Annotated in this window: 17 protein-coding genes; 3 read left to right on the top strand and 14 right to left on the bottom strand. The window is 68.7% G+C overall.

Annotation, left to right across the window (positions count from 1 at the left end):
• Positions 1 to 303 precede the first annotated feature (303 nt).
• From IT779_RS11905 to IT779_RS11880, 6 genes are all read right to left on the bottom strand, one after another.
• Positions 304 to 1530: a DUF2399 domain-containing protein gene (locus IT779_RS11905; protein WP_196149330.1), complete on the bottom strand. Its 1227-nt coding sequence runs from the start codon at positions 1528 to 1530 to the stop codon at positions 304 to 306.
• On the bottom strand, positions 1523 to 5728 hold the full coding sequence (locus tag IT779_RS11900; protein WP_196149329.1) for a TIGR02680 family protein: 4206 nt from the start codon (positions 5726 to 5728) through the stop codon (positions 1523 to 1525). Before IT779_RS11900 ends, IT779_RS11905 begins: the two co-directional genes overlap by 8 nt.
• Positions 5725 to 6873 (bottom strand): DUF2398 family protein, encoded by a 1149-nt coding sequence (locus tag IT779_RS11895; protein WP_332838761.1) that lies wholly within the window; start codon positions 6871 to 6873, stop codon positions 5725 to 5727. Before IT779_RS11895 ends, IT779_RS11900 begins: the two co-directional genes overlap by 4 nt.
• The gene (locus IT779_RS11890; RefSeq protein ID WP_196149328.1) at positions 6863 to 8419 is read right to left on the bottom strand and encodes a DUF2397 domain-containing protein; all 1557 of its coding nucleotides are present in this window, start codon (positions 8417 to 8419) and stop codon (positions 6863 to 6865) included. Before IT779_RS11890 ends, IT779_RS11895 begins: the two co-directional genes overlap by 11 nt.
• A gap of 135 nt (positions 8420 to 8554) precedes the next feature.
• Positions 8555 to 9157: a restriction endonuclease gene (locus tag IT779_RS38760; protein WP_196149327.1), complete on the bottom strand. Its 603-nt coding sequence runs from the start codon at positions 9155 to 9157 to the stop codon at positions 8555 to 8557.
• Between the two features lie 256 nt (positions 9158 to 9413).
• The gene (locus IT779_RS11880) at positions 9414 to 9785 is read right to left on the bottom strand and encodes a hypothetical protein (protein ID WP_196149326.1); all 372 of its coding nucleotides are present in this window, start codon (positions 9783 to 9785) and stop codon (positions 9414 to 9416) included.
• Positions 9786 to 10535: 750 nt separating this feature from the next.
• On the opposite strand from IT779_RS11880, the gene IT779_RS11875 reads away from it, so the two are divergent.
• The gene (locus tag IT779_RS11875) at positions 10536 to 11549 is read left to right on the top strand and encodes an alpha/beta hydrolase (protein WP_408637751.1); all 1014 of its coding nucleotides are present in this window, start codon (positions 10536 to 10538) and stop codon (positions 11547 to 11549) included.
• Between the two features lie 90 nt (positions 11550 to 11639).
• Here IT779_RS11875 and IT779_RS11870 read toward each other — a convergent pair whose 3' ends face one another.
• Positions 11640 to 12944, bottom strand: coding sequence for a cytochrome P450 (locus tag IT779_RS11870; RefSeq protein WP_196149325.1), 1305 nt, complete (start codon positions 12942 to 12944; stop codon positions 11640 to 11642).
• A 378-nt stretch (positions 12945 to 13322) separates the two neighbouring features.
• On the opposite strand from IT779_RS11870, the gene IT779_RS11865 reads away from it, so the two are divergent.
• Positions 13323 to 14477 (top strand): BTAD domain-containing putative transcriptional regulator, encoded by a 1155-nt coding sequence (locus IT779_RS11865; protein WP_196149324.1) that lies wholly within the window; start codon positions 13323 to 13325, stop codon positions 14475 to 14477.
• A gap of 72 nt (positions 14478 to 14549) precedes the next feature.
• Here IT779_RS11865 and IT779_RS38490 read toward each other — a convergent pair whose 3' ends face one another.
• Complete coding sequence (locus IT779_RS38490) at positions 14550 to 16664, bottom strand: serine/threonine-protein kinase (RefSeq protein WP_198428413.1); 2115 nt, start codon at positions 16662 to 16664, stop codon at positions 14550 to 14552.
• A 95-nt stretch (positions 16665 to 16759) separates the two neighbouring features.
• On the bottom strand, positions 16760 to 18121 hold the full coding sequence (locus tag IT779_RS11855) for a lipase family protein (protein WP_332838759.1): 1362 nt from the start codon (positions 18119 to 18121) through the stop codon (positions 16760 to 16762).
• A 334-nt stretch (positions 18122 to 18455) separates the two neighbouring features.
• On the opposite strand from IT779_RS11855, the gene IT779_RS11850 reads away from it, so the two are divergent.
• Positions 18456 to 19133, top strand: a complete 678-nt coding sequence (locus IT779_RS11850; RefSeq protein WP_196149323.1) for a HemK2/MTQ2 family protein methyltransferase — start codon at positions 18456 to 18458, stop codon at positions 19131 to 19133.
• 104 nt (positions 19134 to 19237) lie between these two features.
• On the opposite strand, the gene IT779_RS11845 is transcribed toward IT779_RS11850, so the two are convergent.
• From IT779_RS11845 to IT779_RS11825, 5 genes are all read right to left on the bottom strand, one after another.
• The gene (locus IT779_RS11845) at positions 19238 to 21586 is read right to left on the bottom strand and encodes a glycoside hydrolase family 65 protein (protein WP_196149322.1); all 2349 of its coding nucleotides are present in this window, start codon (positions 21584 to 21586) and stop codon (positions 19238 to 19240) included.
• The gene (locus IT779_RS11840) at positions 21583 to 22320 is read right to left on the bottom strand and encodes an HAD family hydrolase (RefSeq protein ID WP_198428449.1); all 738 of its coding nucleotides are present in this window, start codon (positions 22318 to 22320) and stop codon (positions 21583 to 21585) included. Before IT779_RS11840 ends, IT779_RS11845 begins: the two co-directional genes overlap by 4 nt.
• Before the next feature lie 105 nt (positions 22321 to 22425).
• Entirely contained in the window at positions 22426 to 23139 is a 714-nt protein-coding gene (locus IT779_RS11835) for a TetR/AcrR family transcriptional regulator C-terminal domain-containing protein (protein WP_196149321.1), read from the bottom strand.
• 82 nt (positions 23140 to 23221) lie between these two features.
• The gene (locus IT779_RS11830; protein ID WP_196149320.1) at positions 23222 to 24613 is read right to left on the bottom strand and encodes an ABC transporter substrate-binding protein; all 1392 of its coding nucleotides are present in this window, start codon (positions 24611 to 24613) and stop codon (positions 23222 to 23224) included.
• Entirely contained in the window at positions 24613 to 25683 is a 1071-nt protein-coding gene (locus IT779_RS11825; protein ID WP_196149319.1) for an NAD(P)H-dependent amine dehydrogenase family protein, read from the bottom strand. Before IT779_RS11825 ends, IT779_RS11830 begins: the two co-directional genes overlap by 1 nt.
• Positions 25684 to 25719: the final 36 nt, after the last annotated feature.

Genomic DNA, 25719 nt, shown 5'->3' with positions numbered 1-25719 from the left:
GCGGGATGCGTCCGGCACGCGAGCCAGACACGGCACTTGGTGCGCGCCGTTCACCGTGAGTTCAAGTAGACAGCGTGCACGACACCGACACGTGGTTGCGGTGGGGAGCGATGTGATGATGTTGATCGGGCTTTCGCCGCGCCCCGACGACCGGTTGGTGCCGCTCACTGTGATCACCACGCTGTCGGAACGCGAGTTGTCCGGCAGGTGAGCGGCCGATTCTTCCCGACGCGAGGCCGCCTCGGCATCGACACGAGCGCTACTTTCTCGGTCGAGTCCGTGTCCGCGGCGCAATCCTCTGGTTCACGTCTCGACGCGGCCGCGTGAGAGGGGAATATCCGGGCGAAGGAAGTTGTCGCGTAGGTCGGCCAACAGGAGGGGCAGGATCGCCTCCTCGTGCAGGTCCTTGCCGTGTTCGGCGTGGAGGTCGGCCGGCCAGGATGCAGTACGCCCCTCGAGTCCGAAATGGCTTGCGTAAGTGGTGGTGTCGAAACGCCACGGACGGGCGGTCGGGACGACCGATCGCACGGTGCGGAGGATGGAGAATCCGGCGGAATCGATGTCCGCCCGCGCTCGGACGGCTGTCCCGGCTTCCGCGGCGCCCGACAGCAGGTCGAGTGCGGCCAGCGTGGGCATGCCGTCGGTGCAGACCAGCGGCGGGCACAGGTCGCCGAGTTCGTCGGCTGCGGCTTCCACTACGGATGGGTTCTCGCAGACGAACAATGTCCGCGGTGGGTGCGTGAAAGACCAGGGCGTCAATAGATCTCGCAGGGTCAGCCACACCGGGGTGCCGCCGCGCAGCCCGGCGGTGAGGTCCAGCGGCACGTTCAGTACCAGCACGCGGGAGGAAACGGTGTCACATCGCACGCCGGCTGAGGCCCAGGCGGCGCGCCATTCTCGGCCGGGTCGAGCGGGCGGTGTGATGCCGCCCGCGATGGCCACCAAGCGCGCGACCGTACGGCCCAGTTCGGTGGAGTGGTCGAGCGCGTGTGCGTCGCCGGTGGATTCGGCCGCGAGTTGCGCGAGTCGCTTGGGCGGGCCGGTCCACGGGAGCAGCGGCCACACGACGGCGGCGCGTTCCGCCAGTTCCAAGGCTCGTCCGGTACCGAGCTTGGGGGCTCGTGCGCCGGAAAGCCAGCGGTCGCAAACCTCGCCCGGCAAACCGGCCGCGCCGAAAAGATCCAGTACCGCGCGACGTTCCCGCTGTTCCGCCTCCTGACGTGTCGCCCGCAGTTCCCGGCCGACCGGGAGCGGGCCACCGTGCAGTAGTTCCGCGAATCGGGCGACGGTGAGTCCGTGTTGGGCGAGCGCCGAACGCAAGGCGGGCAATGTGACCGGCTTGCCGGAGACCTCCCAGTCCACACCGAGCAACCGCCCGACTTCGCGCCGCTGCTCGACTGTCAACGTGACGTTCAGCGGGCCACGCTCCAGCCCGCCGCCGCGGTGCACGCGACGCTGTATCGCGCGGACCACCAACGCGGGGCCCGCCAGGACCGACCAACCGCGCAACCCGGCGGGCAGTTCATCCATCGTCGAGCCCGAACAAGCCGTCCGTCGGCAACGACGCGGGCACCGAACCGAGCCGGTCCACGTCGACCTCGGTCAATGTTCCGCCGCACCACAGGTAGGGGAGCACATCGACGCCGGGCAGGTGCTTCTCCCTGGCGAGTTCGTAGATCGCCACCGCGGGCACCGTCTCGTAGTTGCACCATTCGTCGTGGGCGGTGAGCATGATGTCGAGTTCGAAGTCGACGGTCAGTCCCATGAACGATGCCTTCACCTGGGCGTCGACGCCGGTCATCGCCTCATCGAGCCACACCCAACGCGGCGCGTGCGCGGCAGCCGCGTCGTAGGCGACCACCGCGGCGGCGAACAAGGGCTGCGACAGCAGGACCACTTTCTCGCCGCCGGATTTCGCGCCGTGCTTGGCCGCATCGAACGGCGCCCAGCGGCCCGCGCTGCCGGATCGGTAGTGCAGGCCGATTTTCAGCCAGCCGCGGTAGTCCAGCGCCCGCCCGAGCTGATGCTTCCAGTCCGCCGCACCGTCGGCCGCGGCCTCGGAACGAGCTTCATCGATCTTGCGGGCCAGATACTGGCGCACCATCTCCTGCCGGTCCACCGACAATTCGGCGTATCCCTGCCCCAGCGCGTTCAGAACCGCGGCCGCGTCCGGCTCGGTCGGATCCGCCTCCCACATCACCTTCACCGTGTGTCCCTGCCGGGTCGGGCGGGCCGCCAACTGGTTGTTGATGCGGGTGAAGGTGCGTCGTGTGTAGTCGAGGCGTTCCTTGAGATGTTCGATGAAGGTGGATCCGAGCAGCGTCGCCAGCACGCGTTGCTGTTCGGCGTCGAAACTGTCCCGTTGTTCGCGTACCCGCTCGGCGAGGGTGTCGGCGGCGGCGGGCGGGAGTTGGAATCCCGCGTCGGCGTCGGTGTGGATCTCCACCCTCGGCAGGGTCTCGTCGTCGTCGAGGATGCGGGCGTCCTGTTGCGGCAGCAGGGCCTGGCGCAATTCCTCCAACTTGTTCACGCATGCCCGCCATGCGCGGTCCACGTCGGCGGGCTCGGCCTTCACATCGACTTCCCGCCGCACCGCCGTCGCCAGATCCCTTGCCGCCTGGACGTTTCGACGTTCGGGCAGCGCCATCGCGAGCGACTGGGCCAACCCGTGGTCGAGGGTCTCCCACAGCCGCGCGATCGCCCGATCTCGTGCCTGTTCGGCCTCGGCGCGCTTCTCCTCGTGGTTGGTCAGCACCTCTTCGGCGCGCGCCGCGGCCACGCTGGCTGCGCCGAGTTTCTTGTCGTAGCTGTCGCGCTCGTTCTCGAGATGCGCGATGCGGGTCTCGAGTCCGGTCTTACGGTCGAGTTGCTGCTGCTGATCCGTGTCGAGGGTGGATTCGGCGGTGCGCAGCTTCACTTCGAGTCTGTGCCGCTCCTCGGCTATCACCTCGCGTGCGGACTCGGCGTCGACGCGCCGCTCGACGGCCTCCTCGAGGAAGACTCGCGCGTCGGCGTGAGCGTCCTCGGCCGCGGCGAATTGTCGCAAGGCCATCCGGTAGCGGTCGATATCGCGGCGCACGGCGTTCAGCGCGTCCGCCTGAGCGTCCAACTCGGTCTGCGAGAAGTTGTGCGCCGCGGCATATTCAGCGAGAGCGGCGCGTGCGACATCCAGTTCCGACACCGCGTCGGCATGAATCTTCGCCGCGGCGGCGAGTTCCGTGGCACTCGCGATCGTCGCACGCGTGCGCTCTCCCCACAGCACGACCGCGAGACCGACCTCGCGCTCCTCGGATTCCGGCAGCGCCCGCTCCTCGGCCGCCAACCGATCCAATGCCGTTGCCGCGGCTGCGATGCGGATATCGAGGGCCGAAAGCCTGTCCGTCAGTTCGTCCCGCTCGGCTTCGAGCGCGGCGATGCGCCGCATTCTGGCCGCCGCCCTGGCAGCGACGCCGAGATAGGCAGCGAAACCGACCGTTTCGGCCCGACCGGCGAGCCGACCCACCCGCCAACAGCCGTCCGCTCCCAGCCAATCCCCTTCGGGTTCGGGGTGTCCTTCGGCGCGCCATCCGAATCGGGCGAGTATGCGCCGCACGAGCTCGACGCGCACGCCGCCCGCTTCGACCGGTTGGAGTACCATCAGGAGATTCGGACCCGCCTCGACACCGTCGGTCGGATCGACTGTGCCGATGTCGGCGGCCTCGAAGTCGACAGCGCCGTGCGGGGTGATCCACGCGTCCAACAAACCGGATCCGGCCAAGGCCGCCTCCAGGACCGCGAGTGCCGTATCGTCCACTTCCGGAGCGGGATCGACAAGGCGCCACAGCGGAGCGCCCTCCCCCGCCGAAACCTCGGGCCGACTCCGCCTGCGCCAGGTCGTCGGGAGCGGCGGCGCCGCATCGGTTTCGGCCCGCGCCCGCGCCAACTCCGTGTCGACCTCCTCGAGCCGCCGCGCGATCGGCGCGCGGTCGAGCAGGGCGGACTGCCTGCGGTCCTGCCATTCGGTGCGCCGCGCGGAAATATGGTGGCGCATCTCGGCCGTGACCGACGGGTGGGCCGCTGCCTCGCCGGTGTCGTCGATCACCGTCAGTTGGGGGATCAGATCGCACCAGTCGGCGAGTGTCTCGTCGGTCGGCGCGGCGACCTCGACATCGGCGGCCCAGGCGCGTACCCGCGTTTCGAGGGTCTGCGCGGCTTCACGCACATTCGTCAACGCCGCCGCCTCGGCCTCCCGCGCGGCGACGCTCCTGGTCTCGGCCTTCTCGACCGCATCGCCGGTGCCTTCTACCCGCCGCACCGCCGCACGACGTTTCTCGTCGAGCCCGCGTAGATGACGAAACCGCTCCTCCCGCGACCGATGATCGCCGACCAGCGCGTCCACATCACGAGCGGCCAGGTGCCGCCGCGCCGATTCCGCCAGACCGGCGGGCACGGCGTTCTCGGCCAGCGAATCCTGCACACCGCGCAGTTCCTCGCCCGCCTCGCGCACCCTCGTTGCGGCCGCATCGGCCTTGCGTTCCGCTTTGCTCTCCGAATCGAGTTCCCGTTCAACCGCTTTGCACAGATCCGCGTGCTGACCACGAACCCGGCCGTACTCCCGGCGCAGCGATTCGATGCGCCCGGCCGCGGCGACGGCGTCGCGGTAGGAGTCCGATTCGAGCAGTTCACGCAAGGCCGCCGTCGCATCGCCGACTCCGCGACGGGTTTCGGTCAACCGGGCTTCGGCCGTGTCGCGCGATTCGACCGCTTCGGCGAGCGTGCCCTCGGCGGCCTTCTTGTCGCTGGTTGTCCTGTCCAGGCTGGTCGTGGACGATGCCATCTCGTCGGACCGCAGCCGCAGCACCCGCCGCGCCCACGGCTGCCATCCCGACCGAACGAACTGCGCGATGGCGTGCGCGGACTCCTCGGTGCGCGCCATCGTCATTCGCAACTGCTCCAGATGCTCCCAGCCGTCGGCGAGCTGATCGACCTCGTGACTTGCCAACGGCGGCAGCGCGTCCCGCAATGTCGTGGCCAGACTCGCCGGGTTGAGCCGCTCGCCAAGTTTCGGTTTCCGCAACTGCTTGAGCAGTTCGGTCAGGTTGTCGTAGGACTCGGCGTTCAGTCCGTAGAGTTCTTCGGCCAGCCGCGCCCGATAGGCAGCGGCGCTGCCCGGCAGCACCATGGCGTCGATCTGCTTGAGATCCTTCAATTCCCGCGCTCGACCGGCCTCGAGCAGGGTGAAATCCCGGCCGACCCGTCCCCGGGTGACGAAATGCCAAGTGTTGACCGTGGCGGTGCCGCTGCCCGCCCGAGCCGACGCACCGAGCCCGCAGGTGAAGTAGGCCGTCGCCCCGCTCTCGGTGACACGCCCGAATTCGGCCCAGGCGTATCCGAGTCCGGCGTCGGCGGGTTCGCGCGGATCGTCACCGTCACCGGTCGGCAGCAAGTTGAAACGCATACTGCGATGCTGCGAACCGAACGGGTCGAGTACCGACGGCGCGATCTCACCGCGCAGCAGCATCAGCGTGGTGAGTTCGAGCACTTTGGTCTTGCCCGCGCCGTTGCCGCCGCGCAATACCAATCTGCCATCGGCGAACCAGAATTCGGCGTCGTCGTATTCCCACAGGTTCACGATGCCCACCCGCAGCGGCTGCCAGCGCAACCGTCCCGGCTCGGGAAGTTCGCGACTCTGCGCGGCCCGCAACCACTCCTGTCCGTGGAAGTGGCTGCCGACGAGTTCGACTGTCATCGAATCTCCTCGATGCTTGCGGTTTCGGCGAGAATGCGCGGCGAACGGTAGCGGGCGGCGGCGGGAGTGAGTCGCCACAGTCCGGGACGCGAGCCGGGCCGCAGCAGATCGAGCGCGCGCAACAGTTCGACCGCCCGGTCACGGCGCGCGGCGGGCGTGGCGACCTCGGCCGTGATCGACTTCGGATGCCGCACGGCCACCTCATCCACCGCGGCCAGCAGGTCCGTCTCGGTCACCACATCATCGTCGTCGCGGTCGCGATACAGCTCGCCGAGGATGACCAGGGTCACGAAATCGACTGCGCGCAAACGAGGGAAGGGCAGATCGGTCGCCGATTCCGCACCGGCGATGAGCGCGAGTCCCTCGGCGCGCTGTTCCAGCGTCCACCCCGTCATCTCGGTGCACCAGCCGACCACCCTGCCGCGCTGCCGGATCAGATATGTGCGCTCGGCTTCGGTGAGGTCGCTGTAGAGACATACCGGTAGCTCGATGATCCGCCGCATCACCGCGAACCGCTCCGCCGCGTCGGTGAATACCGCGCCGCGCTGCCGCAGCGCGGCCCCGAGCGCGGCCGGATCCGCCATGCGCAGCAGCATTTCACGCCGCACCTCGAAAGTGCCACCGACCTTGTCGGCCTGCCGGGCCCAACTGTCGCGGCGGTCTACCGCATCCCCGCCGACGGCGGCCAACGCTCCCGCGGAAACCAGCAGGTCGAGGGCGGTGATGAACAGTTTCCGCTCGGGGAACCGGTCGGGTTCGTAGGCGGTGACCGGGCAGTCCTCTCGCGCCGAGAGCACCCGCGCCCGGTCCGACAGATCCTGGGTCGAGGTGATGTCCTCGGCTTCCTCCGCGGCGGCCGCGGCCAACAACGCCAGTATCAGCGCCCGGCGCGCGGGCGGATTCACCCGACGCGGCGCGATCACGCTGTCGCCCAGCGGAAGTCGGAACAGGCGCGCCGCAGTGTCGGTGACCACGAGGCGGTAGCCGAGGCGGGAGGAGAACCAGTTCACCAACTCCGGCCGGTGGCGGGGGCTTCGCACGAGGCCGAACAGTTCACGGTGGCGCACGCGGTCGACCACCGGGTTGGCGAGCAACCCCGTGAACGCGCGGCGCCGGTCCACCGCGTCCCGATCGTCATTCAGCACGGCGAGCACCCGCCGGTTCCAACGTGAAAACCCAGTTACGCGTGACGAATCGACCGTGCGGACAGTCCAAGGTTGTGGTGCCCGCGATCGCGGGTTCGGTCAAACCGACTCGCCACTGACCATCCTCGGTCACCCCGGCGCGCTCGGGTTCCCCGCGGCGCGCCCGTGCCGTCGCCAATAGATCGAGCAGCAAACGCAATTCGGGCTCCGAAAGCGCACCCCAATCCGCCAACTCCGTTCCCGAACGCGCCCGCAACGCGGCCTCGGCTTCCCGACGCTGCGCCAGCGCGGCAACCCTGGCGCGCCGTGCCGCGTCGCGCCCCACCGAGTTGTTCATCGCCTTCACCCGGCGTCCGACCGCGGCGCGCTGGCCGTGTTCGCGATAGCGCGCCGAAATCGGTGCGGCGGCGGCGTCGGACCAGGCCACGGTGTGGTTGTCGGCGTCCTCGGCCGCGATCAGCAGGTGCCGCGCCGGGAACACCCCGATCGCCGTATCCCACATGGCCAAGGCGGTTTCGTCGTCGGGCGCTTGTTCGATCGCACCGGCGAGTTCGAGCAACTCCCCGCGGCGGGTCAAGGCGCCGCCGGTGTCTAGGAGTATGTGCATGTTGCGCGCCCACGGTGCGACCAGGTCGCGCAACTGCCTGCGCAACCGCCTGGCCTGCCCGTCCGAGCCACCGAACCAGTGCCCCAACGATTCCCAGACGTGCGTCCACCGCCGCACCTGCGGTTCGACCACCTGCTCGGGGGCGTCGTCGGCGAGCGCGCCGCGCACACAGGCCCGCCACACCGAATCCGTCAGTCGCGGTTCGACTTCCGCCATCAAGCCTGCCACGGCGGGGGTGTGGATATCCACCTGCTCGCCCCACATCCCGACATAGGATTGCAAGGTCCGCCACAGGACTTCCTGCTTGTCCGGGTCGGGTCCGCCCGACAACGCGTGCGCCAGGCTCCGCTGCCACGACCGCGCCGCCACCGCCATTCCGTGATGCAGGGCGATGACCTGCTGGAACTCCGCCGCAGCCGCCGGATAGTCCTGCTCGCGCACCGCCTCGGCGAAACCACGCAAACGATCGTGGATCGCGCGCGGCGCCAAGGTGAGATCCGCCGCGGTGTCCTCGTCGGCGGCCAACTCCACCGTCCAGAACGCGTGCAGCCGAGCCGCGACCGGTGTCAGCTGGAAACGATCGCGCCGCCGCAGGAAATCCTCACCGGTGCGCGCGGGTTCCTGCCACCGGGTCAGCACCGCCCACCGCACCAGACTGGTGAGCCGGGCATCGAGCGCGAAGACGTCCTCGTCCAGCAGCCGATCGGCCACCTGCCACCCGGCGCGCTCCCCCACCCACGCCCGCAACCGCGTCGCGATCTCGTCGAACGACATTCCGGTCAGACTGGTGTCCTGGGCCTCGACCAGCACGTCGACGATCGCCCGATACTGCGCGGCGAACCTCGAAACCAGATAGGCGGGCACCAGTTCCTGCCCGGGAAGGTGGGCGGCCCACGGGTCGACGCCCACGGATTCGACCAGCTCATCCCCGTCACCCATCCGGCCAGGATAGTCCGCCGCACGTCGCCGGACGCAACTCGGCGCCTGTTCGAAGGTGGCGTGCACCCGCCCCGGCGGGGGTGTCGCCGTACCGAGTTCGTGCGGGCCGGTCCGCTCGGGTCGACTGTTCGAAGATCACGTCCACGGTGCGGAGATCGTGCCCGCGTTCCACTGCGCCAGGACGGTGTTGTCCACCAGGCGAACGCCGTTTCGTTCGGCGGTCTGACGAGCTGATTTCGTGAAACGGGACGTGGTGACCAGTACGGCTACGTCGTAGCGGTGCCAGGTTCCGATCCCGCCGACGAACTGCTGCATTTCCCTGTCGCCGACGGGATGGCCGATGTTGTACCGCTTGGCCTGCACGATCATCCGACGACCATCCGGAGTGGTCGCGAACACGTCGGCGCCGCGATCACCCGCGCCGCCGTTGACTTCGACATCCCGACAACCCGCGGACCGGCACAGCGAGGCCAGGGCATGCTCGAATTGTTTGTCGTTCATCGCGTGGAACGGCAGCACCGCGCGCAGATGATCCTGTTCACGCTCGACGCTACGGCGACGATGGCGCCGCCGGGCATACAGACCGGCAGCCACGACGGCCGCCGCCGCGATCACGACGGCGACGATCGCCACGGCATGATCGCGAACGATTCGTACCGCGGGCGCCGCGACGACCAACACCGCGATCCCGCCCATGGCAAGCACACCGATGCTCGGTGTACGACGACGTCCACCCACTCGCACTCCCCCTTGTTCGCGCGAACCCCTGTACCGCCACCATAGCCCGAGCCACCGACACCTTCGATCGAAACCGCCTCGAACACTGTGCATTTGCCCGCCGACAACGGAATCCCCAGCGGCGATATGACGTCGGCGAGCAAGCGATCGGCCGCGCCATTTCTCGATGGCGCGGCCGAGGTCGTCGGTGCGAGCGCGGAGACCTCACGGAGCCGCGAGCAGGTATGGCCTCCCCGCGGCGTCAGTGGTCCGCCTGCTACGAACAGGCGGTGTTCAGGTTGCCGAGCGCGCCGTAGACCGCGCCCGCGGACTCGGGACCGGTGGCGCCCTGGAGGGCGGTGATCAGGGCTTCGATGTCGGCTTGCGCTTCCGGTGAACTGACCTGGCTCTGCTGGGCGCGCAGTTTGGCGATGTAGGCCGCCATGCCCGCGGCGGCCTGATCGGGGGGAAGGGCTTGTAGCGGGCCGAGTGTGCCGACTGTCGCGGGGCCGATCTGGCTCAGGATGGCGCAGTCGCTCGCGGGTAGGTCGACATAGGCCGCAGGCGCGGCGGCGGCGGTGGTCCAACCGGCGCCGATCGCGGTCGCCATGGCGAACGACGCGGCGATGACTGTGGGACGGATCTTCATTGACAGCTCCCGGTAGTGCGGGCTGGAATCGGTGGAGACGAGCGGCTGGAGGCAGCGCTCGGCGGCGACGGTGCGCGCACACGCTTTGTCGCGAGGTGGGTCCGCTCCCCGGTCGGAGTGGACCGCCACCGGTCCCGATACCGGATCGCAGGAGGGAATACCGGCGCCGGGCTGTGGACCGGAGGCCTGAGGCGCCGCAGCGGACAGATTCTGCTGAACACTGACGGTGACCTGCTGAGATGCGACCGGTGGACAGCAGAATACAGATCGATCAGTGCGAGAACAATATTTCCATAGAAGGAAATTAGACTCTTATCGCTGCGTCGTCCTCGGGTCCGCCGAACCGGTCCGCACGCCGATCATCGACGGCGACCACCGAGACGTCCGGCCGGTTTCATCACTGCGACCCCTCGACGCGATAAGTATCAACCGGACGTCCAGTTCGCTGCACGATCTCCGCCGGAGAGATCGATGCGCGAACGGGAACCACTGTCGTCGCCACCTCCGTCCGTGGGTCAAGGCACTACTCCCAGCATCCTTCCGGACACCACGCGGACGGAAGAGGTGGCCCGTTGCCAACACAGGTGACAACCCCGGCTCACCGACGGGCGAGCTGAGTCGCGTCCACCGACTTCCGTATCCGACCAAACCAGAGGCGTAGGCAACGCGAACCCCTTCCGAAGCAGTTCACGACGCGGGCAGGCCGAACTCGGCGCAGGCAGCGTCGACGACCAGGACGGAGAGTTCGTGGTGAAAGCACGGCGATCGTTACGAATCGGTGCGCGTCTCGCGCTCGCGGGCGCGCTTGCCGCGGTCAGCATGGTCGGCGCGGTGAGCGCGACGGTGCGGGCCGAGGCGCCAGGTGTCGTTTCGGCGCGCGACGTCGGCGATCGGCAGCAGGTGGTCGAGGTGTTCTCGGCCGCCATGAACCGGCCGATTCCGGTTCAGGTCATCCGCGCCGAAGCCGCCGGTCCGCGGCCGACCGTGTACCTGCTGAACGGGTCCGGCGGTGGGCCGAACGGCAGCGGCTGGGATGCGCAGACCGATGCCGTCGACTTCCTGCGCGCCAAGAACATCAACGTCGTCACGCCATACGGCGGCGCGAACTCCTACTACACCGACTGGATTCGCGACGACGCCACACTCGGGCACAACAAATGGCAGACCTTTCTCAACGAGGAACTGCCGCCGGTCATCGAAGGATTCCTCGGCGCGAACGACAACCGCGCACTGGTCGGAGTGTCGATGAGCGGCACATCCGTCCTGAACCTGGCGATCGCGAAACCCGGTTTCTGGCACGGCGTCGCCTCCTACAGCGGATGCGCGCAGACCTCCGACCCGATCGGACACGAATTCGTGCGGATCACCGTCGAGAACTGGGGTGGCGGACAGAGCGTGGACAACATGTGGGGACCGGCCGACAGTCCGCTGTGGCGGGCCAACGATCCGCTGCGCAACGCCGATGGCCTGCGCGGCACCGACATCTACCTCAGCACCGGCAGCGGCCTGCCGGGACCACACGACACTCCCGCCGACCCCCGCGTACAAGACGGACGCATCCCCCTGCCCGTGCAATTGGCTTTCGGTGGCCCCATCGAAGCCGCCATCCGATACTGCACGATCAACCTCACCAACCGCCTGCGCGAACTGAATATCCCCGTGACACTGGACGACCGGCCGACCGGCACGCACTCCTGGGGCTACTGGGAAGACGACTTGCGCACCTCGTGGCCATTCCTTGCCCGAACCATCGGCGCCGCGTGAGCGTAGGTCGTTCCGAATATCGAGGTCTATCGGGCTCCGACCGTCCCGGAGCGCCGACTTCGCGCCGCATGGCGCATGTGACGCGCCAGGTCAGCTGATGGACTGATGACCTCGCACCCGGCGGCCCGTGTGGGCGGGCAGGTGTTCGTAACCGTGCAGAGTGTGGAACGGACGGCGGACGGGGGGTTCGGTGAGTCGGAGGTCGGGAAAGGCTTCGAACAAGGCACGCAGGGCATGGGCGGCTTCCAGGCGGGCGAGGACACCGCCGAGGCAGACGTGGATGCCACTGCTGAACGAGAGGTGGGTCTTGGCGTTCTCCCTGGTGATGTCGAAGCGGGAGGGGTCGGGGAAGACCGCGGGGTCGCGGTTGGCGCCCGCGAGGGACAGGACGACGGTGGAGCCTCGGCGGAGGCGCAGGCCGCCGACTTCGACGTCGGTGCGGGTGGTGCGTGCGGTGGCTTGGACGGGCGGGTCGATGCGCAGGATCTCCTCGACCGCGTTGGGCCACAGGTCGGGTTCGGCGCGCAGGCGATCGAGTTGGTCGGGGTGGCGCAGCAGCCAGGTGATGCCCTTGCCGATCAGGTTGACGGTGGTTTCGAAACCGGCGGCCATGAGCAGGGTGGCCGACGCGCACAGTTCGTAGGTGGACAGGTCGCCCGCGGTGACCATGCTGCTGAGGATGTCGTCGCCCGGGTCCGCGCGCAGGCGTTCGACGTGTTCGACGAGGTAGGTGTGCACGCGTTCGGAGGATTCCATCGCGCGCTGGTGGGTCCGCCAGGAGATGCCGAGGTCGAGCAGGGGGCTGATGTCGTCACCCCAGCGCAGGAACATCTCGCGGTCGGCGTCGGGGAAGCCGAGCATGTCGGAGATGATCGCGATGGGGACCTGGGCGGCGTAGCGGGCCACCAGGTCGGTTGGGCCGTTGTCGGGGAGTTCGGCGAGCAGTTCTTCGGTGACAGTTTCGATCCGCTCGCGCAGCCGGGCCACGGCGCGCGGGGTGAAGGCGGCGGTGACCGGTTTGCGCAGTCGGGTGTGTTCGGGCTGGTCGAGTACCAGCATCGAGGGGCGGTCCACCGGATTCGGTGGCAGGGGTCTGCGCTCCAACGCGCGGCGCACGGGACGCGGCATGGTGAGCACGGTTGGCACGCCGACACCGAAGCGGTTGTCGCGCAATATGTCTCGAACCATGTCGTGGTCGAAGGTGATCCACACCGGCAGCGCGCGGTGCAGTCCGCCCGCGCCGCGCATCTCCTCGATCAAGGCGTAGGGGTTGTCGATGCCTTCGCGGCTGCCGTTCAACCGGGAGAACGGGTCGCCGCGCAGTAGCAGTATCTTCTTGAACAGGCGGATCACCCCGTGGTTGTTGACCCACCGGTAGACATACTGCGGTTTCATCGAGCCCCTCCGTCGTCGAACCATCGCCTGCTGGACGTTACGAAAATCCCGGACTATCCACAGCCCTGATCGAACCGGCCGGATCGAGATCGCGAGACCTACCGCGGCAGCGGGCGCGCAGACCTCGGCGCGCCTCGCGTCCGGAGCGGTTGTCCAGGTGGGACCGGCGTTGGGCAAGTCCCGTGACGTGGTCGGTCGTCGCGACGATCTGGTCGGCACGCAGGGCGAAGAGTGCGCCGATACGATAGCAGGTCGGTATCAGTGCGGGCGCTCCCGTCGAGACGGGCGGTACGCGAACGCGGCCGGCTAGGATGGTCGCGTCGCGGACGGGAGCGGTACCGCCCGGCTCGCGGCCGACCGGGTCGGTAGGAGGTCGACATGGCTGACGCGCGAGCGCGGTTCGGGGTGCTCGGGCCGGTGGAGCTCGTGATCGACGGTGAGACCAGGGCGATCGGCGGGCCGAAACAGCGGGCGGTGCTTGCGTATCTGGCGATCAACGCGAACCATCCGGTGTCGGTGGAGACGTTGGCGCACGCGGTGTGGGGGGAGAATCCGCCGGAAGAGGTGCGCTTCAGCCTGCATACGATCGTGTCGAACCTGCGGAAGCCGTTGCGTGCGGCGGGAATCGACTCCAGGGCGGTGCTCGCGCAGGCGGGTGGGGGTTATCGGCTCGCGGTCGCCGAGGGCGGATGCGATGTGCAGCGGTTCCTGGCTCGCAAGGAGGCGGGCGTTCGGGCATTGGCCGCCGGGCGTTTCCGGGAAGCGAGCGAGGCGCTGTCGAGCGCGCTCGGACAGTGGCGCGGGCCGGTGCTGTCGGATCTGCGTGGACTCGCGTTCGCCGACGCCTACGCGGCGGCGCTGGAGGACGACCGCATGGGCGTGGTCGTGGCGCGGGCGGAGGCGGAGACCGCTCAAGGGCGCGCCGCGGCGGTGATTTCGGAGCTGTCGCACCTGGTCGGCACGCACCCGCTGCGGGAACCGTTGTGGGAGCAGCTCATCACCGCGTTGTATGTCGACGGCAGGCAGTCCGACGCGCTCGACGCGGTGCGGCGGCTGCGCGAGACGCTGGCCGATGAACTCGGGATCGATCCCGGTCCGGCGATACGCGAACTGGAGCAACGCATTCTGCGCCAGGAGCCGCTGACCGTCGCCGCGGCGGGCGTCGCGGCGGTGACCAGGGTGACCACGATCATCGACCACGAACCGGGTGATCGTTTCGCGGTGCTGCGCCAGGTGGGCGGCCCGAGTCATCCGGTGCGCGGGGCAGTCACCCGGATCGGGCGGCTGCGCGACAACGACATCGCGCTGGACGACGGGCGGGTCAGCCGCCATCACGCGGCTGTCGTCGACACCGGACTCGCGTATGTGATCAGGGATCTGCTGTCCTCCAACGGGGTGTTCGTCGACGGGACGCGCGTGATCGACAGTGTGGCGCTGCGCGACGGTGCGGTGATCCGCATCGGCGACAGCGAGCTTGTGTTCGCATTGGCATCGAACGAGACACCGACACAAGGGGATTCGACGCAGGGGTGAAGTCGGATACCCGCGGCTGCCGTCCGACGCGATCGTGCGGGCGCCTGCACCCGGCCGGACGCACGCGGATCGCTAGCCGAACCGGTGGTGGAACCAGGTGAGGAGTTCCGGTTCGGTTTTCGGGCCGTTCTCCGGGTTGTCCTCGGCCAGTGTGCAGACTTCGAGCAGGAGTGTGCGCTCGTCGTGCGCTCCCACGAGGCAGGTGCGTGCGGCGTCGGGGTAGCAGAAGAGGCGACCGACCGGCCCCGACGCCGTGCGCCATTCGCTGTCGGCGCCTTCCCCGCCACAGGTCCGGCCCGTCAGTTGGTTGCGTACGGCCTGGTACATGCGGGTGGCGGCGGCGCGGTCCGGGAAGCCGAGGAACTGGACCGAGGGTGAGCCGAGTGGGGAACCGCACGCCACGGTGGCGTTCATGAAGCCGACCGGCGGATCGATGTGGCGGCAGGTGGCGGGGCCGTAAGGCGCGCCCGCGCGGTCGAGCAGTTCGCGGTCGGCGTCGGTGAATTCGTCCGGATCCGTTGCCGCCGAACCGGTTCGGAATTGCAGCAGGCCTGCTTTCGCGGCGTAGTCGCGCAGCGGTGTCTCGTCGGGGCCGGACCAGAAGTAGTACGCGAGCGAGAGTTGAGCCTCGTTCGTGAGGGCAAGGCCCGGTTTGGGGACGGCGGGGTCGTCCACGATATTGCTGAGGCAGGCCCGGCGTCCGACTTCCTTGCCGCCCGACAGCGACGGCGCGTCGCGGGCGGGCGGATCACCCGGACAGCCGGTCGCCTTGAATCCGTCGAGGACGACATCGTTGTAGTACTCGCGCAGGGCGTCGAGATCGCGGAAACGCAGGAAGCGGCCGACGGGGGCGGAGACGGCCGGGTTGGCGTCGCAGAAGACGGCGGCGGTCGTGGTGGCGTCGGGGTCGAGATGCGCGCAGGTGGCGCGGCGATATCCGGCTCCCGGCATCGAGGCGAGCAGTTCGAGGTCGGCGCCGCGAAGTGCCGTACTGTCGGAATCCGGTGTGCTGCCGTCGCGCCCGACGAACGCCAAGACGCCGAGAATCGCCGCGGCGACCAGGATCATGGCGGCGATCAGCGTAAGCACCCTTCGGCGAAGAGGGCCGGTCACACCAGTCGCGATCTCCTCCGATGATTCTGTCCCACTACCGTTCTCGGGCACTTCCGATCCGTCCGGCATCCGCGTCGCGGTGACCGCCTCCTCGGGTCCGGTTCCTTCCGCATCGGATGGCGTTGGCATCGTCCCCGGTCGCGACCCCGAGGAATACCGACCCGGCGGCGCGGCACGCTCGGTCGCCACCGGCGCACTGCCCAGCGTCGGCTGGTCGTTCACCTGCGCGGCGGTCACGGTGCGCAGCGCGGTCTCGGCGGCGTCGGCCAACTCTCCCGCGTCGGGGTAGCGGTCTTCGGGGCTCTTCGCCATGCCGCGCCCGATGACGGTGTCGAAACCGATGGGCACGTCGTGGCGGATCATGCTCGGGCGCGGCGGCGGCTCGCCGAGGTGGGCGCTCATCACCTCGGCGTCGGTGCCGACCGGGAAAGGTCTCGCGCCGGTGAGACATTCGTAGAGTACGCAGGTGAGCGCGTAGACGTCGGCGGCGCCGGTCACGGTGCGGGCGGTGAATCGTTCCGGCGCCATGTAGTGCAGCGTGCCGACCGCCCCGCCGTCGGAAGTGAGTCCGGTGTCGGCGTTGGAATGCGCGATGCCGAAATCGACCAGGTAGGCGAAACCGTCGGCCGTGACCAGGATGTTGTCCGGTTTGACGTCGCGGTGCACGAGGCCGTCGGCGTGCGCGGCGTCGAGGGCCGCCGCGACCTGCCGGACCAGGGCGACCGCGCGCGGCGGCGCGAGCGGCGCCTCGGCCCGCAGCACCGCACGCAGGTCACGGCCATCGACCAGGCGCATATCGATGAACAGGCGACCGTCGATCTCGCCGTAGTCGTGGATCGGGATGACATGCGGTTCCTTCAACCGCGCCGCGGCGTGCGATTCGCGGCGGAACCGCTCCCGATAGGTTGGGTCGTCGGCCAGCCGTTCCGGCAGCACCTTGATCGCGACGACCCGGTCGCGTTCGAGGTCGTAGGCCTCGTAGACCTCGCCCATGCCGCCGCGACCGATCAGGCGATCCAATCGGTACGGGCCGAACCGGGATCCCACCGCGAGCGGCGGGCGCTGGGCTGTCATCCACTCCTCCCGCGCGACAGGAGTCACCCGAACTTGTCGATCAACTGTAGAGCCCGCGCGCCCGCCGCCGCACTACAGGCTCGCGGGAATCTGCCTCAGCATTCCCGGGGCGCGGGCTCGCCGCGCAGGCGACCGTCGATCCACCCGCTGAGTTCCGGGTAGCCGGAGAGGTAGCCGATCAGGTGTTCGCCGCCGACCACGCGGAAGACCGAAGGCACGCCGCGGGCGCACTGTTGGCGGTGTGTGCGTTCGGCGTCGCCGAGCGGGATCCACGGGTCGTGCAGGCCGTGGTAGATGAACAGCGGCGCCGTCGAGGTGCGGTCGGACAGGTCGAGTCGCTGGAACATGGCCTGGGCGAACGGGCCGTCGAGGGTGTTGGCGGTGTCGGCCGCGATGTCGATCGGCAGGCCGACGATGCCGAGCGGGCCTGAGGCGTCGCCGCAGATGTCGCGCAGCGGCGAGGTCGCCAGCCATTGGGCGAGATGGTTTGTGTAGGAGAGCATCTCCGGATGTTCGCGGGCGACCGCGAGTGCGACGGTGAGCAGGATTCCGGAGGAGATGTTGCCGTTGAACTGGTGGGCGACGTTCGCGTTGTTCGTCACGACGCCGCCCGCGGCCACGCCGACGAGCGCGCCCGTGAGATCCGGCGCGTACTCGTCCTGCAGCATGGCGGTGGCGTAGGCGGCGATGCCGCCGCCGGAGTAGCCGATGGCGACGTAGCGGCTGTCGCCGAAGTCGGCGGGCTGGTAGGCGCGGGTGGCGCGGATGGCGTCGAGCATCACGTGCCCGGCGATATTCGGTTCCGCGTAGGCCATCAGCGGGCCTTCGTGGTCGGGCAGCAGGACGGCGTGTCCCTTGTTCAGCGCCAGCCACATCGAGGGCAGGAAGACCGGGAGATCGGTGTTCGGATGGTCGAGCAGGCCGTGCGACATCTGGAAGCCGGGGGTGCAGTGCGCGCCGAGCGAGTTGATCGGCATCGCGTTCACCTCGACCGGTCGCGGATCGGGTCCGGGCCAGGCCGTGGCGGGCACGATCAGGGTCGCCGTGCCGAAGGACGGGGCGCCGGTGGCGGAGGTGGTGCGGAACTTCAGCAGGGTGGCACGGGCGACCGGCGCCGCCATACGCAGCGCGGTCGTCGCTGTCACGTCCCGTGTTTCGATGATCCGGCCGGGCGCAAGGCTTTCCAGGTCGGCGGGCCAGGAATCGAAGATCGGATCGCCGGTCGCCGCGGGAAGTACCCCGCGCCAGAGTGTTTCGTAGTTTCCGTCACCCGGCGCGGGCGGCACGACTCCGTCGATCCACTGCTGCAGCGGGGAGGAACCCGGCGTGCCAGGCATCGGGGGCGCGCCGAGACCATCGGGCGGCGGAGGCGGATCGGCCAGTGCGCGAACGGGTAACCCGCACAACGACGCGCCACCGACGAGCACTGTCACCATTATTGCCAGAAGCGGCTTCACGGACCCTCACCATCGAAATCGAGCGAATTTCGGTGAGTATCGAACGTCGATCCCGAAGTCGGACAATCGTTCGCGAGGTTCTTGGTCGGTCACAGCGAGCCGCGCGGTGAGACTGTGGTTCTCACAACGAGCAACCGGGTTACCTGGGGTTTGCGGACACGTAGGAGCAGAGACCATACTCGAATGCGACGAAGTTTGCTCGAGTCATCTGGCCGGTTTGTCGCGGCCCGATGGCGCACCGTCGGTGCCACGGAAAATCCGATAGAACGTTCGTACTCACACCGACCCGCCGCTCGTCCTGTTTGCGATCGACGACAGGAGGTAGTGAACGACAATGAGACTGTTGTGCCCGCCGGGGGTGTACCGCCCGCAAGCCGACACCCGACTGCTCGCGGACGCCGCCGCCGACGCCGCACTGCCCGCGCGACCGCGGGTGCTCGATCCCTGTACCGGCACCGGCGCCCTCGCGATCAGCGCGGCCAAGCACGGCGCGCGCAGCGTCACCGCGGTCGACGTCTCCCGCCGTGCCGTCGCGGCGGCCTGGGTGAACAGTCGGGCGCGTCGCCTGCCGATCGAACTCGTCCACGGCGATTTCCGCAGGTCACTGCGCGGACGCCAGTTCGATGTCGTGCTCGCCAACCCGCCCTACGTGCCAGGCGGACACCCGTGGACCGCGCGCGGCGCGGCACGGGCTTGGGAGGCGGGTCCGGACGGACGAACGCTGCTCGACGCGCTGTGCGCCATGCTGCCCGCCGTGCTCGCGCCCGACGGGGTGGCGCTGATCGTCCAATCCGCGCTGTGCGGCGAGGACCAGACGCTGGTGGCTATCAGGAACGCGGGACTGAAGGCGGCGACGGTCGCGCGCAGCACCGTCCCGTTCGGCCCGGTGCTGCGAGCCCGGATGCATCTGCTGCGCTCGCAGCAGCTCATCACCGACGACCAATTCACCGAGGAACTGCTGGTCATCCGCGCCGACCGTTCCGTGCCGAGCGACGCGCTGCCCAACCTTTAGCGGTACCTTCTCAGACAGCTCGCAGGATCCCTACAGTCGCGGCGCCTGCGCGAGCAGCGCAGGCGCGCCGTTCGGCTTCGGAAGCTCACCCGGTGGTGGGTCACTCAGGCATCACGCCGGTACGGCTCGCGACCCGCGGGCAGTTTCGGAGCCTTGCGTGATTCGCGCGGCGGCACCTTCAGCACCACCGGATCCGTACCGAGGGTGAACGCCTCGTCGTGATGCCACAACTCCACCTGCGCGCCGGAAAGCAGTCGATAGCGGGTGCTCTCGCCGGTGATCTCCACCTCTACCCTGCTCTCGCGCCACAGGATTCGAAACGACAGCCGCCGCAACGCGGGGGGCAGCCGGGGCCGGAACCGCACCTCGCCGCCGCACACCCGCATACCGCCGAATCCGGCGACGCAGGACAGCCAGGTGCCCGCCAGCGAGGCGATGTGCAGGCCGCTGGTGACATTGTCGTGCAGATCGTGCAGGTCGGTGAGTCCGGCTTCGACGAAATAGTCGTAGGCCCGCTCGTGGTGGCCGACCTCGGCCGCGAGCACCGACTGCGCGCACGCCGACAGCGAGGAGTCGCGCACCGTCAGCTGCTCGTAGTAGTCGATGTTGCGTTCCTTCTGCTCGGCGCTGAACCCGTTGGGGCACAAGTACATCGCGAGCGTGAGATCGGCCTGCTTGACCACCTGCCTTCGATACAGGTCGAAATACGGGTAGTGCAACAGCAGCGGATAGTGATCGGCGGGGGTTGCGTCGAAATCCCAGCGGGCGTGGCGGGTGAAACCCTCGGACTGCTCGTGCACGCCGAGCGCCTCGTTGAACGGCATGGCCATGGCGTCGGCGCTGGCGCACCAGTCCGCGACCTCCGCCTCGTCCACATTCAGCCGCTCGGCGAGATCGGTTCGGCGACGACAGATCTCGGCGGCCTCCCAGAGATTCTGGCGCGCCATCACATTGGTGTAGACATTGTTGTCGGCCAGCGCCGAATACTCGTCGGGACCGGTGACCCCGTCGATGCGGAACAGTCCGTCTCCATTGAAATGTCCGAGACTGGCCCACATCCGCGCCGTCTCGACCAGAAGTTCGGCGCCGCATTCGGTTTCGAATTCGGTGTCGCCGGTCGCGGCGAGATACTGGACGGTGGCGTGCGCGATATCGGCCGACACGTGTACAGCGGCCGTGCCCGCGGGCCAATAGCCGGACCCTTCCTCGCCGTTGATGGACCGCCACGGGAACATCGCGCCCGCTTGGCGGAGTTCGTGCGCGCGACGTTTGGCCAGTTCGAGGGTGGAATGTCGCCAGCGCAGCGCGTCACGCGCGGCCACCGGCATGGTGTGGGTGAGCACCGGGAGCACGAATATCTCGGTGTCCCAGAACGAATGGCCGTCGTAACCGGGACCGGTCAGGCCCTTCGCCGGAATCGCGCGGGTCTCGCCGCGCGCACCCGCCTGCAGCACGTGGAACAGCGCGAATCGCACCGCCTGCTGCATTTCCGGGTCGCCGTCGATCTCGATGTCGGCATTGGACCAGAACGTGTCGAGATACGCGCGCTGCCGTTCGAGCAGTCTGTCCCAGCCGGTTTCCATGCCCGCGGCGAGCGCGGCGTCGACCTGGGCGCGCAGCGCGGGCACCGACCGTTGGCTCGACCAGCCGTAGCCGACGTACTTGGTGAGGCAGATCCGGTCGCCGCGCGCCACGTCGACGGCGATCGTCAGGCGGGCGAGGTCCTCCTCGGCGTGGACGTCGCAGCGCGGTCGCTTCGCGGCCTCGAGTTCGTGGTCCATGCCCGCGGCCATGCGCAGGCCCGAGGCGGCGGTGTGGTGCGCGAGCAGCGCCGAATAGTTGCGTGCGACAGCGAAATCGGCGATCAGCGGGCGGTCGAGCACGGCGGCGATGCGTGGGTCGCCGCCCTGCGAGTCGATCGGCTCGTTGGCGAGCAGGTCGGACTGGATGACCAGATCGAGATCGTCGTCGAGGGCTTCGACCTCGTACCGGATGGCGACCAGCGCGCGTTCGGTGAACGACACCAGCCGTTCGGTGCGGATGCGCACCCGCCGCCCCGTCGGCGAGGTCCACACGGTGTCGCGCCGCAGTGTGCCGGAACGGAAGTCGAGGACGCGTTCGTGCTCGCCGGTGTGCCCGTAGCGCACATCGACCGGCTCGTCCTCGACGAACAGTCGGATGATCTTGCCGTCGGTGACGTTCACCAGGCTCTGGCCGTGCTGCGGATAGCCGTATCCCGGTTCCGCGTAAGGGAAGTCGCGTTTCTCGTAGAACCCGTTGAGGTAGGTGCCCGGAGTGCCGACCGGCTCGCCCTCCTCGAGTCCGCCGCGCAGCCCGATGTGCCCGTTGGACAGGGCGAAGATCGACTCCGTTCGCGGCAGCGCGTTCAGATCGAGTCCGCGCCAGCGCAGTTCCCACGCGTCGATGTCGAATCCGTGCAACCGCTTGGTCATTCCCCGGCTCCCAACTCGGACAGATCCGTGACCACGACATCCGCGCCCGCCCGCGACAACTCCCTCGCGTGCTGCCCGTCCTGAACCCGGTCCACGCCGACCACGTAACCGAATCCGCCCGCGTGCCCGGCCCGCACCCCGGACACCGCGTCCTCGAATACGGCCGCCCGCGCGGGTTCAAGACCGAGTTCGGCCGCGCCCGCCAGGAACGAATCCGGTTCGGGTTTCCCACGCAGATCCCGGTCGGCGATCGTGCGACCGTCGACGCGCGCCTCCACGTATTCGTCCAGCCCCGTCGCCGCCAGCACGGCTTCCGCGTTCGCCGAGGAGGTCACCACCGCCACCCGGAGCCCGTGTTCCCGCGCCCGCCGCACATACGCCGTCGACCCGGGATACGCGCGCACCCCCTCGCGCTCGATCAGCGACAGCAGCAGCTCGTTCTTGCCATTACCCAACCCCCACACCGTGCCCGCGTCCGCACCGTCACCGACATCCCCTTCCCGCACCGTGATCCCCCGCGACCGCAGGAACTCCCGCACACCGTCCTGCCTTGGCCGACCGTCCACGAACTCCAGGTAGTCGCGCTCTTCGAACGGCCGGAACCCGGCACCGTCGCGCGCTTCGAGGAATCGGTCGAACACCTGCTTCCATGCCCGCCGATGCAGCACCGCCGTACTGGTCAGCACCCCGTCGAGATCGAACAGCACCCCCGTCACCGAATCCGGCAGTCCCATCACCGCGTCAGCACCCCCATCGGTAGCGATCTCAGCTGTGCCCATGTCCGCGCGATACCCCGAAACCATAGGCCCCAACCGTCGCGCCACGCCCGCGACGCACCACTATCGCCCGTTCTCCAGGCGGGTCTCGAGGCCCGCGATGATCACGGCGAGGTCGAATTCGAACTGCAGGCCGGTTCGGGTGACGGTGTCGCGGGCGGCGGCCACCCGGCGGATGGTGGGGAAACGGTCGGTGGGGACCTCGGTGAGGGCGCTGACCACATTGTGGGCCTGCGGGTCGAGCAGGCGGCCGGTCACCGTGACGGCCTCGCGCGCCGCGGTGTGGGCGATCTCGGAGAGCATGGTCATGGTGCGGCCCGCGTCGTGCGGGTCGAAGCCCGCCGCGACCAGTGCGGCGAAGACCCGTTCGATGGTGACGAGGGCTTCGGCGCCGCTGACGCCGCCGAAATCGACCGAGGTGATCTGCACTCGGACGCTGATCAGGGCTTCCCGGATGGCGACCGCGATCAGGCGGAGCAGATCGCGCCAGTCGGTGTCGGCGCCGAACTCGACGCGGCCGATCTCGGACTCGAAGGCGTCCATCGCCACGAGTTCGAGCAGGCCGTCGCGGTCGCTGACGTAATAGTTGAGCGCTTTGCGGTCGACGGCGAGCGCGTCGGCGACCGCCTGCATGGTGAGTGAGTCGGGAGCAAGGGCGCGGGCGGCCGCGACGATCCGCTCCCGACTCAGTTTGGCGGGCCTGCCGCGACGTCTCGGAGGTGGTGTCCCCGATAGGTCCCCCACCTCTGCTTCGGCCGAACCTTGCCCGTCACCCACGAACCTCAGCCTACGGCCGTGCCGGTTGCCATCGCGATGCGGGCGGTCCGCGCCGCGCCCGGACGGACCGCCGTGACGTGGGTCACTGGACCTCGCTCATCGATTTGCCGACATCGCCCAGCGTCAGCGGCTTGCCGTAGTCGCGCTGGAAGCGGTACGGCTCGACATCGCAGCGGTACGGCCCGGTGTCGGGGCGGAAATCGGCCGGTTTCCAGCCCGCGGCGGTGGCCTGCTCGATGTTGAAGCAGACCGTGGTGCCGTCGCGGTCGGACAGGTCGATGGGCGCCTGCAGACCGCCCGCGGTCCACGCCTTCTCCGACAGCGCCGCCTCGTAGACGCAGCGCGCGGTGAGCGCGTCACCACACTTGGACGCGGACTCGGCGAACAACAGCCAGGCCGAAATCGACCGCAGCTGCGGGAAACTGAGGTCCTCACCGGGAGCGTAGGCGGCGAACAACGCCCGCACCTGCGCGACCGCGGGAATGGAGTCGGCCTTCTCGAGCGGCGCGACACCGCCGAGGTCGGCGACATTGTTCTGGGCGCCGAGCGAGGATCCGGCTTCACTGAGGAAGGTCGAGGAGTAGTTGTTGTTGGTGGCGTCGATCCAGTCCGGCTTGTAGCCGATCGCGGTCAGCGCGTCCTCCAGTTTCACCAGCTGCCGGGGCTCGCCGTTGAAGATCAGGCCGCGCACCCCCTTCTCCTTGATCGACTGCGCGTACGGAGTCCAGTCCGACACGCCCGCGATCGGATACAGGTCGTCGTAGACGATGCTCGCGCCCTGCGACTCGAAGCCTTCTTTACCCTTGTCGCCCAACACCTTCGAGACCGGCGAGTCGGCGCTGACGAAGCCGATCCTGGCCTTGGACTCCGGATACGCCTCGCTGGTGAGCCAACGCCGGTACCCGGTGTAGATGTCGTGGTAGGGCAGGGTGGTCGGCGACGCGCTCACCTCGAGATCGGCTCCGACGCTACCGACTTGAGCCACCTGCGCGGGGAAACTCGGCAGCAGGCACGAGAGCCGGTCCTTTACGCCGAGCGAGTCCAGACCAGCGCCGCCGCCGACGAGCGCGAAATCGTCGCGGCAGGCGTCGCGCATCCGCTGCCGCACCTCGGTGAGTTTGGTGTCGTGCACGTCGACGACGATCTTGCGCCCGGCGATGCCGCCCTTGTCGTTACACCACGCGGCGAAAATCTCCGAGGCGCGGATGAATTCGGGATTCTTGGTGAAGCCGAGATCACTGAACACCCCGACCTTGACGCTGTCGGCGGTGACGCCGCGCGCCGAGGCCGACTTGGGACTGCCGCCGCCGCAGACCGCGCCGAGGTTACCGAATTCGGCGGGGACATTGGGTTTCGCGCCGCCCTCCTCGGAACCCGCGGTGCCGCTGTCGCGACCGCACCCGCCGAGTAACAGCATGGGGACCGCGAGTAGTGGCACCGCGGCCGCGACGGCGACGGTGCGTAGGAGCGACATCACGCGCCCCTGACGATGCCGCGCGGCGTGGTCAACCCGATGTCGGTGTAGGTGGCGATGCCGGGCGCGGCGGCCACAACGGCGGGCAGCGCGTGGATCGGCGGCATGGCGGTCATGATGTGGCCGAGCACCATGAAGTCGGCGATGGTCTCGGCCTGGAAGTCCGGCGGCGGCAGGAAGCCGACGTTCATGGTCACGGTCGGACGGCCCTCGATGGTGATCTTCCAGCCGTCGTGGTCGAGTTTCCAGTCCGGTTCGAGCGTCTGCCCCTTGCGCCAGCGGACATTCACGTCGATGACGGTCTTGCCCCCGACGCGGCCCTGCCAGCTCGCGGCGACCCCGGCCACGCAGCCCGCCGGGATGGTCCACGATCCGAGGTCGAGATCGGTTGTGGTCGCGGCGTATTCGGCCTCACACACGATGTCGTCGAGTTCGACGCCGAGCGCGTCGGCGAGCAGGCGCACGGACTCGGCGAAGATCGCGGTGCCCTTGGCCGCCATGCCGGGCAGATCGGGGTCGTCGATGGGGACGCCGAAGCCGACCGGGCGCTCGGTGTCGGGCGAGTCGTAGAAGGTGGTGTCGGCGGCTTCGGCGATGACCACCTTGTCGACCTGGTCGCAGACGTTCGCGGTGACGATCGCCAGCAACTGGGTGAAGCCGGGGCTGACGCCGGACCCGAACATCGTCGAATTGCCCTGCGCACAAGCCTTCTCGATGCGGTCGCGGCCTTCGGCGAGGTTGTGGCCGGTGATGAAGGAGGCCGTGCTGACCACGTTGACGCCCGCTTCGAGGATGCGCACCAGCTCGTCGACGTCGATCCACATGGGGTTGTAGACGACACAGTCGGGTTTCAGGCCGAGCAGGGCGTCCACGTCGTTGGTCGCGATGACGCCGATGGGTTCGACGCCGCAGAGTTCGCCCACGTCGAGACCGCTCTTGTCCGGCGACCAGGCGTAGCAACCGATCAGCTCGATTTCGGGGTGGGCGATGAGCGCGCGCGCCGAACTCTTGCCGATATTGCCGGTCGTCCACTGCACGACTCGAAGGGACGACTGTGGGGTCGCTGACATCAGAACCTCGTTCTTACAAATCGACTACGGGCTTAC

It is taken from the genome of Nocardia bovistercoris, assembly GCF_015674855.1.
GTDB lineage: Bacteria > Actinomycetota > Actinomycetes > Mycobacteriales > Mycobacteriaceae > Nocardia > Nocardia bovistercoris.
Note: the sequence above shows the minus strand (reverse complement) of the source record. Positions and strands in the feature narration are given on the sequence as shown.

Coding starts and splice junctions, on each gene's coding strand:
- IT779_RS11905 (WP_196149330.1), bottom strand. CDS start 1,530: ATGGATGAACTGCCCGCCGGGTTGCGCGGTTGGTCGGTCCTGGCGGGC.
- IT779_RS11900 (WP_196149329.1), bottom strand. CDS start 5,728: ATGACAGTCGAACTCGTCGGCAGCCACTTCCACGGACAGGAGTGGTTG.
- IT779_RS11890 (WP_196149328.1), bottom strand. CDS start 8,419: ATGGGTGACGGGGATGAGCTGGTCGAATCCGTGGGCGTCGACCCGTGG.
- IT779_RS11880 (WP_196149326.1), bottom strand. CDS start 9,785: ATGAAGATCCGTCCCACAGTCATCGCCGCGTCGTTCGCCATGGCGACC.
- IT779_RS11870 (WP_196149325.1), bottom strand. CDS start 12,944: ATGAAACCGCAGTATGTCTACCGGTGGGTCAACAACCACGGGGTGATC.
- IT779_RS11865 (WP_196149324.1), top strand. CDS start 13,323: ATGGCTGACGCGCGAGCGCGGTTCGGGGTGCTCGGGCCGGTGGAGCTC.
- IT779_RS38490 (WP_198428413.1), bottom strand. CDS start 16,664: ATGACAGCCCAGCGCCCGCCGCTCGCGGTGGGATCCCGGTTCGGCCCG.
- IT779_RS11850 (WP_196149323.1), top strand. CDS start 18,456: ATGAGACTGTTGTGCCCGCCGGGGGTGTACCGCCCGCAAGCCGACACC.
- IT779_RS11845 (WP_196149322.1), bottom strand. CDS start 21,586: ATGACCAAGCGGTTGCACGGATTCGACATCGACGCGTGGGAACTGCGC.
- IT779_RS11840 (WP_198428449.1), bottom strand. CDS start 22,320: ATGGGACTGCCGGATTCGGTGACGGGGGTGCTGTTCGATCTCGACGGG.
- IT779_RS11830 (WP_196149320.1), bottom strand. CDS start 24,613: ATGTCGCTCCTACGCACCGTCGCCGTCGCGGCCGCGGTGCCACTACTC.
- IT779_RS11825 (WP_196149319.1), bottom strand. CDS start 25,683: ATGTCAGCGACCCCACAGTCGTCCCTTCGAGTCGTGCAGTGGACGACC.